The sequence below is a fragment of the uncultured Polaribacter sp. genome, from assembly GCF_947500975.1.
Classification (GTDB): domain Bacteria; phylum Bacteroidota; class Bacteroidia; order Flavobacteriales; family Flavobacteriaceae; genus Polaribacter.
Window position 1 is genome coordinate 1 of the sequence record NZ_CANMUE010000008.1, and the last position, 13,653, is coordinate 13,653.

General features: G+C 27.1%; 17 protein-coding genes. All 17 read left to right on the plus strand.

Translation table 11 applies throughout. The features are described 5' to 3' along the window. Positions 1 to 129: 129 nt before the first annotated feature. The 17 genes from Q0733_RS09700 (at position 130) to Q0733_RS09780 (ending at position 13,466) form a co-directional block, all read left to right on the plus strand. The gene (locus Q0733_RS09700) at positions 130 to 588 is read left to right on the plus strand and encodes a helix-turn-helix domain-containing protein (protein WP_298781907.1); all 459 of its coding nucleotides are present in this window, start codon (positions 130 to 132) and stop codon (positions 586 to 588) included. Beyond that, positions 534 to 1,382: an IS3 family transposase gene (locus Q0733_RS09705; protein ID WP_298782178.1), complete on the plus strand. Its 849-nt coding sequence runs from the start codon at positions 534 to 536 to the stop codon at positions 1,380 to 1,382. The genes Q0733_RS09700 and Q0733_RS09705 overlap by 55 nt, the downstream gene beginning before the upstream one ends. A 124-nt stretch (positions 1,383 to 1,506) precedes the next feature. Further along, the gene (locus Q0733_RS09710; RefSeq protein ID WP_298781909.1) at positions 1,507 to 2,904 is read left to right on the plus strand and encodes a hypothetical protein; all 1,398 of its coding nucleotides are present in this window, start codon (positions 1,507 to 1,509) and stop codon (positions 2,902 to 2,904) included. A gap of 169 nt (positions 2,905 to 3,073) precedes the next feature. Beyond that, positions 3,074 to 3,328: a type II toxin-antitoxin system ParD family antitoxin gene (locus Q0733_RS09715; RefSeq protein ID WP_298782180.1), complete on the plus strand. Its 255-nt coding sequence runs from the start codon at positions 3,074 to 3,076 to the stop codon at positions 3,326 to 3,328. Continuing rightward, positions 3,315 to 3,614: a type II toxin-antitoxin system RelE/ParE family toxin gene (locus Q0733_RS09720; RefSeq protein WP_298781912.1), complete on the plus strand. Its 300-nt coding sequence runs from the start codon at positions 3,315 to 3,317 to the stop codon at positions 3,612 to 3,614. The genes Q0733_RS09715 and Q0733_RS09720 overlap by 14 nt, the downstream gene beginning before the upstream one ends. Positions 3,615 to 3,880: 266 nt before the next feature. Next, the gene (locus Q0733_RS09725; protein ID WP_298781915.1) at positions 3,881 to 4,342 is read left to right on the plus strand and encodes a helix-turn-helix domain-containing protein; all 462 of its coding nucleotides are present in this window, start codon (positions 3,881 to 3,883) and stop codon (positions 4,340 to 4,342) included. Continuing rightward, the gene (locus Q0733_RS09730) at positions 4,288 to 5,136 is read left to right on the plus strand and encodes an IS3 family transposase (RefSeq protein ID WP_298782178.1); all 849 of its coding nucleotides are present in this window, start codon (positions 4,288 to 4,290) and stop codon (positions 5,134 to 5,136) included. The genes Q0733_RS09725 and Q0733_RS09730 overlap by 55 nt, the downstream gene beginning before the upstream one ends. A 254-nt stretch (positions 5,137 to 5,390) precedes the next feature. Further along, positions 5,391 to 6,059, plus strand: coding sequence for a hypothetical protein (locus Q0733_RS09735; protein ID WP_298781918.1), 669 nt, complete (start codon positions 5,391 to 5,393; stop codon positions 6,057 to 6,059). Then, positions 6,052 to 6,342, plus strand: coding sequence for a hypothetical protein (locus Q0733_RS09740; RefSeq protein WP_298781920.1), 291 nt, complete (start codon positions 6,052 to 6,054; stop codon positions 6,340 to 6,342). Before Q0733_RS09735 ends, Q0733_RS09740 begins: the two co-directional genes overlap by 8 nt. A 246-nt stretch (positions 6,343 to 6,588) precedes the next feature. After that, positions 6,589 to 7,146 (plus strand): zinc-ribbon domain containing protein, encoded by a 558-nt coding sequence (locus tag Q0733_RS09745; RefSeq protein ID WP_298781922.1) that lies wholly within the window; start codon positions 6,589 to 6,591, stop codon positions 7,144 to 7,146. A gap of 128 nt (positions 7,147 to 7,274) precedes the next feature. Continuing rightward, positions 7,275 to 7,784, plus strand: coding sequence for a M23 family metallopeptidase (locus tag Q0733_RS09750; protein ID WP_298781924.1), 510 nt, complete (start codon positions 7,275 to 7,277; stop codon positions 7,782 to 7,784). Between the two features lie 149 nt (positions 7,785 to 7,933). Further along, positions 7,934 to 8,830 (plus strand): alpha/beta hydrolase, encoded by an 897-nt coding sequence (locus Q0733_RS09755; RefSeq protein ID WP_298781926.1) that lies wholly within the window; start codon positions 7,934 to 7,936, stop codon positions 8,828 to 8,830. 326 nt (positions 8,831 to 9,156) lie between these two features. Next, positions 9,157 to 9,489: a hypothetical protein gene (locus Q0733_RS09760; RefSeq protein ID WP_298781928.1), complete on the plus strand. Its 333-nt coding sequence runs from the start codon at positions 9,157 to 9,159 to the stop codon at positions 9,487 to 9,489. A 479-nt stretch (positions 9,490 to 9,968) separates the two neighbouring features. Further along, complete coding sequence (locus tag Q0733_RS09765; RefSeq protein ID WP_298781931.1) at positions 9,969 to 10,751, plus strand: DUF1963 domain-containing protein; 783 nt, start codon at positions 9,969 to 9,971, stop codon at positions 10,749 to 10,751. A 51-nt stretch (positions 10,752 to 10,802) separates the two neighbouring features. Beyond that, the gene (locus tag Q0733_RS09770; protein WP_298781934.1) at positions 10,803 to 11,384 is read left to right on the plus strand and encodes a hypothetical protein; all 582 of its coding nucleotides are present in this window, start codon (positions 10,803 to 10,805) and stop codon (positions 11,382 to 11,384) included. Continuing rightward, on the plus strand, positions 11,381 to 12,367 hold the full coding sequence (locus tag Q0733_RS09775) for a hypothetical protein (RefSeq protein WP_298781936.1): 987 nt from the start codon (positions 11,381 to 11,383) through the stop codon (positions 12,365 to 12,367). Before Q0733_RS09770 ends, Q0733_RS09775 begins: the two co-directional genes overlap by 4 nt. 109 nt (positions 12,368 to 12,476) lie before the next feature. Next, positions 12,477 to 13,466 carry a hypothetical protein gene (locus Q0733_RS09780; RefSeq protein WP_298781938.1) on the plus strand — a complete coding sequence of 330 codons (990 nt, stop codon included), beginning with the start codon at positions 12,477 to 12,479 and terminating at the stop codon, positions 13,464 to 13,466. Positions 13,467 to 13,653: the final 187 nt, after the last annotated feature.

The following is a 13,653-nucleotide window of genomic DNA, read 5'->3' on the forward strand; positions in this document are numbered from 1 at the left end:
AATTTTGAACTAAAATTTGTAGCTTAGTAACATAAATAATCAGCAACGGTTTGTTGCGTTAACAACTTGAATGCAGCTACTTTCCTGAAATAGGTTGACTAAAAATTAAACACTTAATTATAGTCACTTATGAAAACACAAAAAGAGCCCTGGCGAAAAAAAACCTACGAAAAAGTAACTTTAGAACTTAAATTATTCGTCGTTGACCAAATTCAGAATGGGCAAATATCTACAAACTTTGCTTCCAAAAAATATGATGTTCCTAGAACAACTATTTCTTACTGGATTAGAAAATACAGTACCTTAGTACAACAAAATACTGGTATGAGTAAAAACGATGAAATAAAAAAACTAAGAGATCGCATTGAAGAACTGGAGTTCGTAAAAGATTTTCAGCAAGACATTATTGCTGATATGGAACTTATTACTGGAGTGGATATGTCAAAAAAGTCGCTGCCCAAAACATTAGCAAAAGAGATAGAGCTAAAAAAGAAAAAACGTTTAAAAGAAAATGGCTCTATGAATGTTTTGGGATTAGTAAACAAGCCTTCCTCAAAAGATGTAAAACACAAAAAAACAAAGAAATAAATCACCAAAAACTTAAAAGTATGGTAATAGATTATCGAAAAAAAGTGAGCTCTGAAACTGGTGGTATAAAGCTATATCACAACCTTAAACCTGAGATGATAAATCAAAATATAAAAATGGGAAGAGATAAATTCTATGACTTTTTAAGGCTTAATAATTTACTCATCAAAAAAAGGAAAAACTATGTCACTACAACCAATTCTAATCACCTTTTTAGAAAATATAAAAATATTGTGAAAGATCACGTTCCTACTCGCCCAGAACAACTTTGGGTAAGTGATATTACGTATATTAAAACTGAAAATGGACATAACTATTTGGCTATCGTTACTGATGCCTATTCTAAGAAAATTATGGGATACAAATTAGATAACCATATGAGAACTTCACTTTGCAAAGATGCCATAGATATGGCTATTAAAAACAGAAAATATCCTAATCAAAAGCTTATACATCATTCTGACAGAGGGTTTCAATACTGCAATCCTAAATACACCGAATTTGCCGAAAGTAATGGTCTTACAATCAGTATGACTGAGCAATACGACCCTTATGAAAACGCTGTTGCTGAAAGGATTAATAGAACTTTGAAATATGAATACGGTTTAAAAAAGACAATTAAAAACACCAATACTGCTAAGGAAATGGCAACACAAGCTGTAGATATTTACAACAATTTGAGGTCTCATTTTAGCCTCGACTTAAGAAAACCTGCAGAAGTACATTTGAATCCTAATATCAAATACAAATCATATAGAAAAAATAAAGTAAATTTACATGAACTTAAAATTTAGAACGAACATAGTTCAAATTATTTTTTTGCCTTTTAAACGGCTAAAAAAAATCTTTTGAACGGTATAAATTATACCTAAAAAAAGGTCAACCTATATCAGTATAATACACAAAACCACAGAATAAATGAAAAAACTATTGACATTTTTTATATTGATTATCGTTAATAATCTCTTTGCACAAATACCAACACTATCGGGAACAGTAAAGGTTTCAATTAATGAAGGGACAATAGACTGCGATTTAACCCTTTATGATATACCTGAATTAAAAGAATATGTAATTTTAATTAATTCTGGATTCAACCTAAATGTTATACGGACTGATGAAAATGAATTTAATTATCCTTATTCAAAAAAATATGATAAAGACATATCGGAGGAGAGTTTTCTTTATTCAATTTCAAATGAGAAAGGTAAATTGTTGCCTAATAAATTAAGGTTTATTTACTCTGGTAAATTCCCTGTAAAAAAAGATACTACATTTTTGCAAGGCAGCAAGGATTGGAATGGTAATATAGCATTCAATGGCAAATCATTAAGAATGGCTGGTGCAACAAATTGGTATCCAATTTTATACGACATAGAAATGGACAAGAGATATAATGAAATTAAATATAACATTAATATTGTCTGTGAGGATTGTAAAACTTTATATGTAAATGGAAATCCACCATTATATAGTACTAATTCAAACTTTAAAAGCGATTATCCAACAGATTTACTTCTTTTCATTGGAAACTACGACTTCAAAGAATATAATAAAATTTACTACTTAAATCCAGACTTGACTGATGATGAAATAAAGAATTTCTCTGAACTTGTTCAAAAATTCAAAACCTACTATTCAAAAAACGTAAAAATCCCATACGAAGCTGATTACAATTTTATCCAAACAACACCAACCTTTAAAAAAAACGGAGGTTTTCTATTTGTATCATATCCCACAATTGCAAACGTTGGTTCAGGAAAATATGGGCTAAAAAGTGTAGTTACGTATGACTATACAAAACCTTTGGTTGCTCACGAGCTAGCTCATTATTATTTCGGTGCTGGATATAGGCAATTTAATTCAGAAATTGGAAATGTAATCCAAGAGAGTTTTTCGGAATATATTTCCGCACAAGCTGTTAAAGAAATTCTAGGTCAGGAAATTTATGACAATAAAATTGCCAATATAACTTCTAGATTTAAAAAAGAATCAGACAAAATTTATAAACCTATTTCCAACATTGAAAATTATTCGGATTTTGGAAATTATTACGCTTACGCATATAACTATTTTCCCACCATATTGCTTGCGATTGAAAAAGAGGTAGGACAAACTAAAATGTTTGAATGGGTAAACAACTTGCTTATTACAACAGCAAACTTTACTGATTTCCAATTTTTAAAAAGTACATTGGAAAAAACAATAGGAAAGAAAAAGGCGGATATATTAACGACAAAGTACTTAACGTCTGAAAAAGCTATCGAAAATGCACTTGAAAAAATAAAAACGTTGCCTAACAATGGCTATAAGTAATTGCTTGTTCTCGCCTACTTCTGAAAATTCTCGCGGATTTTCAGCTTCGTGCGTACTTGCAGAGTTAAGTGCTAAACCACGCAACTACTCATAGCCGAGACCGTTAACCTCAACCCAAGATTTGCAGTTAATACCAGGAATTGGTACATTTGTAACAAATCATAGAATTATGGCAAAAAACACATCAATTTTATTAGGAGATTACTTTAATGAGTTTATAAGTGAACAAATCACAACTGGAAGATTTTCATCAGCAAGTGAAGTTGTTAGGTCTGCTTTGAGATTATTTGAACAAGAGGAAAACAAGAAAAAAGAATTAATAAAAGAACTAAAAAAAGGAGAAAACTCAGGATTTATTGAAAACTTTAATAAAAAGGAATTTTTAACTTCAATGCATAATAAGTATTCTAGTGGCGAATTATAAAATAAGTCTTGAAGCTGGGAAAGACCTTGAAAAAATATGGGTATATACATTTGAAACTTGGTCAATTGAACAAGCTGATAGATATATAAATCAGATTATTGAGGAAATTGAATATATCGCTGTCAATCCTGAAAGTGGAAAAGACTTTAGCTATATAAGAAAAGGTTATTTAAGGACTAAAGTCAAGCTTCATTTTATATTCTATAAAATAGACAAAAAGAATAAAATAGTTGAAGTTATCCGTATACTTCATCAAAGAATGGATATTGAAAATAGACTAAAATAGGCAGTGGCTAACAATGGCTAAAATTAATACGGGTTTTGGTGCTTAATCCAAAGTTTAGTGTATTTTTATAAAGTCCGCCAAATCTTTTGATTTGGCTTTAGAATAGAAAAAGATAAAACAAAATAAAAAGTTTTGGCTAATCGCTTAATCCGAAATTAAATGCTAATTTAATCCCGTACTAACATTAGCCGAACCGTTGGCAACCATTTGAAAACTGTAAAATCCTGAAATAGGTTGACTAAAAATTAAACACTTTTAGTTAAACTATGGAGACAAATAAAAAACAACCCTGCCGAAAAAAGAACTACAATAAAGTAGGTTTTGAACTCAAATTATTCATCATTGATCAAATTCATAATGGACAAATATCTGTCAATTATGCAGCTAAAAAATACGACATTTCTAGACCGACTATTCAGTACTGGATGAAAAAATATAGTACTTTAGAGCAAAAGAAATTAGGCATGAGTAAAAACGATGAAATAAAAAAACTAAGAGATCGCATTGAAGAACTGGAGTTCGTAAAAGATTTTCAGCAAGACATTATTGCTGATATGGAACTTATTACTGGAGTGGATATGTCAAAAAAGTCGCTGCCCAAAACATTAGCAAAAGAGATAGAGCTAAAAAAGAAAAAACGTTTAAAAGAAAATGGCTCTATGAATGTTTTGGGATTAGTAAACAAGCCTTCCTCAAAAGATGTAAAACACAAAAAAACAAAGAAATAAATCACCAAAAACTTAAAAGTATGGTAATAGATTATCGAAAAAAAGTGAGCTCTGAAACTGGTGGTATAAAGCTATATCACAACCTTAAACCTGAGATGATAAATCAAAATATAAAAATGGGAAGAGATAAATTCTATGACTTTTTAAGGCTTAATAATTTACTCATCAAAAAAAGGAAAAACTATGTCACTACAACCAATTCTAATCACCTTTTTAGAAAATATAAAAATATTGTGAAAGATCACGTTCCTACTCGCCCAGAACAACTTTGGGTAAGTGATATTACGTATATTAAAACTGAAAATGGACATAACTATTTGGCTATCGTTACTGATGCCTATTCTAAGAAAATTATGGGATACAAATTAGATAACCATATGAGAACTTCACTTTGCAAAGATGCCATAGATATGGCTATTAAAAACAGAAAATATCCTAATCAAAAGCTTATACATCATTCTGACAGAGGGTTTCAATACTGCAATCCTAAATACACCGAATTTGCCGAAAGTAATGGTCTTACAATCAGTATGACTGAGCAATACGACCCTTATGAAAACGCTGTTGCTGAAAGGATTAATAGAACTTTGAAATATGAATACGGTTTAAAAAAGACAATTAAAAACACCAATACTGCTAAGGAAATGGCAACACAAGCTGTAGATATTTACAACAATTTGAGGTCTCATTTTAGCCTCGACTTAAGAAAACCTGCAGAAGTACATTTGAATCCTAATATCAAATACAAATCATATAGAAAAAATAAAGTAAATTTACATGAACTTAAAATTTAGAACGAACATAGTTCAAATTATTTTTTTGCCTTTTAAACGGCTAAAAAAAATCTTTTGAACGGTATAAATTATACCTAAAAAAAGGTCAACCTATATCAGTATAATACAAGGAACATATATAATAGCTCTTAAAGTGATAAAATAGAAACAAAAATTTATAAGAAAAGCCATCCAAAAACCGAAAGATTTGTAGGCATAAAACCTGTAAATTTCTTTATAAAAAACCAAGAGTATAATTAACAAACCGAACATATATGATTATTTATAATGTAAAGCATAATTTTATTGAGATAGCAGAACATGAAATGAAATCTCACCTTGATAACAAAAAACTTAAAGCTACAATTTTTCAGGAAGAAACAATATCCCCATTTAGGAAAAGATTAACTTCTAATAAAACAGGCTTAGTTTCTTTCGTAGACAATAATGAAGAAATTAATCCTGCACATTGGACAAATCAAATAGAAAATGAATTTATTAAGTTAAGAAATCAAACCAAAACACTACCCACATACTCTAAATTGGGCATATTATCCTATTTAATGATGGCTATTTTTGGCTTTCTTCTTTTTGTTTTCATTAAATATGCAGATTTTGAAAACTCAACTATAGGAAAACAAAATTTCGAGAAAGAATTCCTTCAAAAACCAAATACAAATGCCGCATTAATTCTTGAAACAACAAGAACTCAAAAAACAATACCTTATCAAATTTATTATGTATTGGGCATAAAAGGAGACACCGTGTTGATCTCTAGACCAGGAGGGGTTATCGATTTAAAAGATAAAATAAGTAAGTTTGATTCTAATGATAAAAGAAAACCTATTAAAATATATAAATCTGAGTTGTTGAAAAAGCAATTTAAAGAATATGGTAAAAGTAATTCAAGAAGAATTATTGAAATAAGAAAACAAAATGAGTAAAAATTTATATAGAACTAGTAAACAAAGAGATTATAATTATGCTTTTAAAAAAGGCCTAAAATTTGGAATCTTATTAATACTTTTTGGAATTGGTATCTATTTTTATATAGAATATGAAGAACAAAAACCAAATTTTAAATTACCTACTTTACTTTATGCTACCTATTCTATCGGGGGAAAATTGTTAAGTGCATTTATTTGGATTTTATTTGGCATCATTTGTATTATTATTGGAAAAATAGAATCACATAAATTGAAAAAACAAACTAAAAAAACAATTTAAAAAAATGATAAATTAGTCATTAAGCAAAAAAGTTGTATTTCTTTCAACAATACTAGATAATAAAAAAGAAAAGTTAGATATTTTATTTTGTAATTATTAAAACAAAAACATGCTGTTTTATAAATTACTTGGTTTTATAAATTTGTGAGAGCCTTCCCATATTTTTTATTTGTCTTTTATTTATTAACCTCAGTACTTATAATTCGGAACTAATCATATAGAAACATATTTTATGCAATATGACTCATGAAAAGAAAATTAAATAAAGTAATATGTCCTTGTTGTAAAGGGGTTTTAAATATAAATGATTGTAACATTCTTGGCAAAAGTTACAATAATCTGCATAGAAAAAATCTCTTTCAAAAAACATGGCCTAAAATAATTTTTAGAGGAGCTTGTGATTATTGCATACAACAAAATAGAGCTTTAATAGCAAAGCCATTCATCCAAAACTATAATTCTGAATGGGATTTACCTCATTTAATGTTTTGGGATAAAACTACTAATTGTCAGAAATGCAAAATTGAATTTGTGTTTTCAAAAGAAGAACAACAATTTTGGTATGAAAAACTAAAGTTTATTATTTATTCTTTTCCTAAATATTGTTTGAATTGTAGAAAAGAAAGGCGTGCTAAAATTTCTCAAAACAATAGATTGATGGAATTATTAAATCAAGAGTATCTGAATGATAAACAGCTTATGAGAGAAATAGCAGAAATATACAGCAAAATTGGAAATGATCAAAAGCATAAGTTTTTCTTAAGAAAAATTGAGAAACTAAACGTTACAGACAAAATCATGTAAAATTAATTACTAGTTAAAACCAATTTTCTAAAATTTTCTGTATCTATACATTTATACAAGCTTTACAGTTAAACCAAAACAACAAACCTTAAGCAAATACGTTTTGTATAATTTAAAACTAAAAATAATTGAGAAAAAGAAAGATTTTTTGGGCAGTTAGTATAGTAATAATTATCGGATTTTTAATTCCACAGAATTTAAAAATGCCAGTTAAAGGAGCAACTAAATCCGACTATAATTCTAAATCATTTTGGTTTTATCCTTGGGGAAAATCTGCAACTCACAAAGGTGTAGATATCTTTGCAAAAAAAGGTGTTAAAATTAATTCCTCCACTTCTGGATTAGTTTTATATTCTGGAAAAATAAATATAGGCGGTAAAGTAGTTATTATTCTTGGACCAAAATGGAGAGTTCATTATTATGCGCATCTGAATGAATTAAAAACATCTTCTTTCTCTTTTGTAAATAAAAATTCGACAATTGGAACTATTGGTACAAGTGGAAATTCTGCAGGAAAATCACCCCATCTACACTATTCAATTTTTACAATTATTCCATATATTTGGAAAATTGATTCAGATAAACAAGGTTGGAAAAAAATGTTTTTTTTAAACCCTATTGAATATTTAGAAGATTGACAAGTAAAAACTACGACCTCAATGATATGTTAAAAATTGTTCCCTTTTGGCTTGTTTGCAACAATGCTTTTCATACACAAATCCTCTAATCAATAATTTGAAATTAAACCTTTCATTTAATATTTAGTCTAAAAAAGAAAACCATAATTATGAAATTGATACTTCTATTTATATCTCTTTTCTTATTCGGTTGTAATAATGACAATAATATACAAATATTAACGACACCTGATGACCTTACAACTACTATTCAATACAAACAAATTAATGGAATAGATTCAAATTTATTGAGCCTAGATATTTATTATAATAGTGATATAAATATTCCAAAACCTGTCATTATTTACGTTCACGGAGGTGGTTGGAGTATAGGGGATAAATCAAGTCAAATTGAAAATAAAATCAATTTATTTCGTTCTTTAAATTATATTTTAATTAGTATAAATTATAGATTAAGCCCATACCCTATTGATATTTCTAATCCTAATAGAATTAAATACCCAGACCATAATGTAGATATTGCAGATGCGTTATTTTGGATTAATAATAATATAGAACAATATGGAGGCAATAAAAATAAAATGGTTTTGCTTGGTCATAGTGCAGGAGCCCATCTTGTTGCTTTGACAGGAACTAATGAGAATTTTCTACAAAGCAAAGGTTTAAGTTTTTCAAATATTAAAGGGGTAGCTGTTATAGATACGGAAGGATTTGATATTAATGAACAAATAGAAAATGGCAGTAATCAAAATATATACATTAATGCCTTTGGCACTGACAGTGCTCAAAATGTTAAGGCATCACCAATATATAATATTATAAATACTATTTCTTATCCAAAGTTCTTTATTGCTAAAAGAGGCAATTCTCAAAGGATTGGATACGCTAATGACTTCATTAATGTTTTAGAGACAAATGGAGTATCGGTTTCTCAAGTAGATGGTAGCATCTATGATCATAGTGGTATAAATAATGCAATTGGAGCCCCTAACGAAACTTTAATAACTAATGAGTTAAAGAATTTTCTATTAGAGTGTTTTGAATAAAAAACTACTACCAACACTGTAATTAATTGCTAAATCATATGAAATTTGAAATAGAATCAAACAATCATATAATTGAATAACTATCGAAAAACTTATTATAAAATATCTTTAGTAGCTGAACCAAAATGGAAATCTCTTAGGTTTATCTTAGATAAAAGTAAGTAAATTTGATTTAAACAAAGCTCAAGTTTTTATTCTGTTTTGGCAAGAAAAAAAAGATAATAATACACCAATGAATGGGCTGAACTGATGAAGAATAAAATCCTAAATGCAACTTTAAATTTATACCTCATTGAAGGGCATTTCATAATATTTAAATAATTAATATGGAAAAAATAACGATTTACAAATTTGAAAGTACTGATATTAAGATCTTAATGAAGGTTTATTTCAATGAAGAAAATAAATTGATATTTGATGGTTATGATACTGGAAGATCAGTAAAGAAATTAATGAAAAGCTCAAGCTATGAATATAAATATTCTATTGAATTCTCAGAAACTAAAAAATTAGCAAAGATTTTTAACATTAATTTTAATGAAAAAATGGTTATTCTAAATGAGATCAAAAACCGTTTTAACGAAAATAATGCATATTCAAAGTTTGGAAAGTTTATGAAAGAAAATAACATAAAATTTGAATCTTTTACTTGGAGATAAAAAATTCGGCTAGGCGTTAATCCCCAAAAAAAAGTGTCTTTTTGTACGCTACCTTTCAAACACGAGTTTCTTAACGATAGTTGAAACCAATAAAACAGAAAATAAGCGAAGAAGAATATATCAAATTGATTATTAATTATAGCTGTAATACCTTGAATTATTAGTAGGAAGTTATAATCTAATTAAAAAAATGATTTTGAATTTTCTATTCATTTTTTATTTGCTAAATTAGATGCTTAAACACATTAACAACCTAATACTAAAATTGCATTAACAACTCAAAACAAAGTAAAAACTATAATTGATATTCTAAGTACTTAATCCAATGATTACTACTTTTAAATATCTAACACATTATAGATTAGATCTTAATAAATAGTTTACCTCCCCATTTATTTTCTTTAATTATAAAAAAGATAATAATATTAGCCCACGAACAATAAATACAATTTAATATTCATTTTTAAACAATTTATAAAATGATAGATAAAATATTTAATGTAATTGAAATTAAGGCAGATAACAAGCATTACTATCCAAACTCAATGAAAAAAGAAAGTTGGATGGAAGATAATTACGTACCTGAAAATGAAATAAATATACCCCTTGGTCAATCGAGATATGGAGGCTGTGTAATAGACTTACCAAAAGATTTTGAAATTCCGAAAAACATGAGGTTTGCTGGGCAATTAGATTTAAACGAAGTTGGAAAATTTGATAAAACAAACCTTTTACCTAAAACTGGGCAATTATTTTTTTTTGCTGATATAAAAGAAAATATTGGAAAAGTAATTTATAAAGATATTGATAATACCCAATTACAAAGAGTAATTAACGAACATGAAGATCATTTTTTTCTTGGTGTCTTAATTAAAGGTTTTAAACCTAAACAAGAAAAATTATCAGACTACTACAAAGTTCCAGAAGAAGATTTAGAATGTTGGGAATGTGGCGGAAATATTACTAAGTGTAAATGTGAGTTTGAATATAAGAAAGATCATATAAAAGGATTAGATTTAAATGAAGATGGAAAAAACTGGGGTTGTTTTGAAGGTTACGGCACCTCTAAAATATTTGGTGTTTATGCTAATTGTCAAACATTTTCTAGAGAGCGATTAAAAATAATGGAAAAGCAAATAGTACTTTTACAAATAGGTGAAAACGGGTTTAATGATGAAGGGGTTTTTAATGTGCTAATTAAAGAGGAAGATTTAAAAAAATTGAATTTTGATGATTGTACTTTGGAGTGGGTACAGTCTTAAAAATTAATCACCCACAAAAACATACACAATAACGTTGTAAAATATTAAAAATTGAATATTCGTTTTAAATTCAATCCTTTCTCTGGAGTTTTAGAAGATGATATTGAAAAAATTTTAGTACCAAAATTTAATTTAGATAAAATTGTTTCTAAAATAAAAAATGCTGACTCTTTGAATATCGAATTTTTAGGCAAGCAAGGTAGAGGGAAAACAACCCACTTAATTTATTTACAAAAACAAATGACAGAATATCCAATATTCTTATTAAACTCAAGCTCTACAATTACTGATATCATAAACAATAAAGCAAGCATAGTTTTTATTGATAGCATTCATCATCTAAACATATTTGAAAGAGTTAAATTATTTAAAATAAAAGAAAAAGTTATCTACACAACACATTGGTCTAGAAAACTTGACTGTTACTTAGCTGGTAAAAAACACTATTGTATTAAATTTAAAGGTATTAACAAAGAAACACTTCTTAAAATATTAAACAAAAGATTACAACTTGCTTCATATCTAGAGAAAGAAAAGGAAAGCTTTACAACAAATGAAATAAAATTATTAATCAAAAAATTTGGTGACAACTACAGAGGAATCATTAATTATCTTTACGAAAAATATCAATGACAGAAGCTATAATAGAAAAAGAAATTTTTATAAATGAAGTTACTAATCATGTAAATACTTCAGGTTATTTGATAATAAAATCTTCAGAAACAATAACGCTTGATAAAATAACAGGCATTGTGTTTTTAGAAGCTAGAGGTAGAATGTCTAGTTATAAAAATAAAATTTTATCATTTGAAGTTTCAAATACAAAAAAATTAATACAAAATGAGTCTTATAAAATTCCTTTTACCTTTGATTCATCTGTCTTTGAAATAAATTCATATAATGGAAAAAACGTAAGCTTTTCTTACAATTTTGAAATTCAAATTGATGTAAACGACAATGATATAGAAAAAATAGAAAAAAGTATATTTTCGAAAATAAAATCAATTGTTACATCAAATCATACTATTAAAATTTCTGAATATTTAAAAGTAGAAAATTTAAAATTTAAGTATCAAATTGTAGAAACAAAAAACGATTTTAATATTCAGCCAAACAAAATTATTGGTTTATTTATATTACTAATACTTGGAGCTACTTACGCTGTTTTAGTTCCTGAATTTAATTTTTGGCATATAATTATAGGGGTTGTTTTTACAGTTTTATTAATTTATTTAATAACTAAACATATTGGAAGTTCTCTAGGAACAATATCTATGAAAACTATAAAAGATGAAAACGCTTTTATTTGTAAAATATTAAAAACCAGAAAATTTAATCTAGTAAAACCTTATTTATATTACGTTATAATAGAAAAAGTAATAGACAAAAGAGGTACTTCTACCTCAACCTATACTGAAACTATTTTTACTTCGGAAAAGAAAAAATTAGAAAAATTTAAATCAAGTCCAGAAATTAAATTTTTATACCCAAATAAGAATGGATTGCAGTCTTATGAATATAGTGATGCTTCAATTATATGGCAAATGAGACTAGAAGGAAAATATTTAGGACTAACATTAAAATACAAATGTATATTTAAAGTAGGAAGAGAATAAACATTACTTAAAAGCAAAAAAAAAAATGAATCAATCAATAAAATATATACTCATTTTACTTGGTGTTAGTATTATACTATTTGTTTTTAAAAATTTAACTTTTACTAAGGTGAAAAAGAAAAAAAACAGTTTCTCTAATATTTTCAAATCTAGTGATTTTCTAGAAGACGTAGATTTTTCATCTAGTAAGTATGCACTTTATATTAGGCATAAAAAACATGGAGAATTTATGGTTTTAAATCAGGAATTAATAGAAGAGAATAAAAATGATTTGAAAGTAAAAACTAGTTTTATAAATTATTTACCTGGAGAAGGTGATAGAGGTTATGGTGTAAGGCTTTTTAAAAATAATAAATTAGTTAAAAGTAAATTAGGCGGAGTTTTTAAAAAATTTGAAATAGGAACTTTAAATAATCATAAATTACCTATAAAGCGACAAAGAATTTCTGGAACTAAAAAAGTATTACAACAAAAATTAGATTCAATAAAAAATGAAGAAAATATTTTTATAACACATTTACCAACTTTTGTGGCTGATAATAGAGCTTTTCGTTTTAGAGTTTATTTTCCTAGCATAGCAATTCCTGTTAAAAGAGAAATAGATAATTATGGATATGAAAGAGTAACAGCCATTAATGGAGATGAAATTAAAAAATGGAGTAATAAATTAAAAAAATGCATTAAAGAAAAAGCCGATTCTATATCTGATTTTGATGTTTCAATAACTCATGGAAGTTTAGGTGATGCTTATATATTTGATACCACAGCTAAATGGGGAGCAATAAGAACATCAGATAGAAAATTTTTATATACTAAAGATTACATTTATTATAATTTTACTGCTTATATTAAGTCTGATAAAGAATCTTCTGAGAAATTACTTTCATTAGATTATTCTGATTGTTTGAGTGAAATAGACCGAAACAAACCACAAGTTATAGCCAAAATGAAAGAGTTATTAAAACAAAGTACCAAACCAAACCTATCCGTAGATAACGGTGAGGTTGGGCTTGAAGGTTATAAGGATAAAGTTACCAAGTACAAAACATTATACGAACAAGAATACTCCTTAAATTGGTTAGAACTTGAAAACAAATAGCCTACAATTTAGCATGTTTAAAAACAGTAATAAAAACTAAATAATGAAAAAAATTACACTTTAGGTATTATGAAATGGTTTTTAGTAATATCAGGATTTATTATACTTTTTGTTTTATGTATCTTATACATTATCAATTTAAAAAAGTTGTACAAAAAAGAACAAGATGATTTTGATAACGCAAATT

Bases quoted from the DNA above. Each gene is read 5' to 3' on its own strand.
- Q0733_RS09735 (WP_298781918.1), top strand. From the start codon at position 5,391: ATGATTATTTATAATGTAAAGCATAATTTTATTGAGATAGCAGAACAT.
- Q0733_RS09765 (WP_298781931.1), top strand. From the start codon at position 9,969: ATGATAGATAAAATATTTAATGTAATTGAAATTAAGGCAGATAACAAG.
- Q0733_RS09775 (WP_298781936.1), top strand. From the start codon at position 11,381: ATGACAGAAGCTATAATAGAAAAAGAAATTTTTATAAATGAAGTTACT.
- Q0733_RS09700 (WP_298781907.1), top strand. From the start codon at position 130: ATGAAAACACAAAAAGAGCCCTGGCGAAAAAAAACCTACGAAAAAGTA.
- Q0733_RS09745 (WP_298781922.1), top strand. From the start codon at position 6,589: ATGAAAAGAAAATTAAATAAAGTAATATGTCCTTGTTGTAAAGGGGTT.
- Q0733_RS09740 (WP_298781920.1), top strand. From the start codon at position 6,052: ATGAGTAAAAATTTATATAGAACTAGTAAACAAAGAGATTATAATTAT.
- Q0733_RS09715 (WP_298782180.1), top strand. From the start codon at position 3,074: ATGGCAAAAAACACATCAATTTTATTAGGAGATTACTTTAATGAGTTT.
- Q0733_RS09760 (WP_298781928.1), top strand. From the start codon at position 9,157: ATGGAAAAAATAACGATTTACAAATTTGAAAGTACTGATATTAAGATC.
- Q0733_RS09755 (WP_298781926.1), top strand. From the start codon at position 7,934: ATGAAATTGATACTTCTATTTATATCTCTTTTCTTATTCGGTTGTAAT.
- Q0733_RS09725 (WP_298781915.1), top strand. From the start codon at position 3,881: ATGGAGACAAATAAAAAACAACCCTGCCGAAAAAAGAACTACAATAAA.
- Q0733_RS09710 (WP_298781909.1), top strand. From the start codon at position 1,507: ATGAAAAAACTATTGACATTTTTTATATTGATTATCGTTAATAATCTC.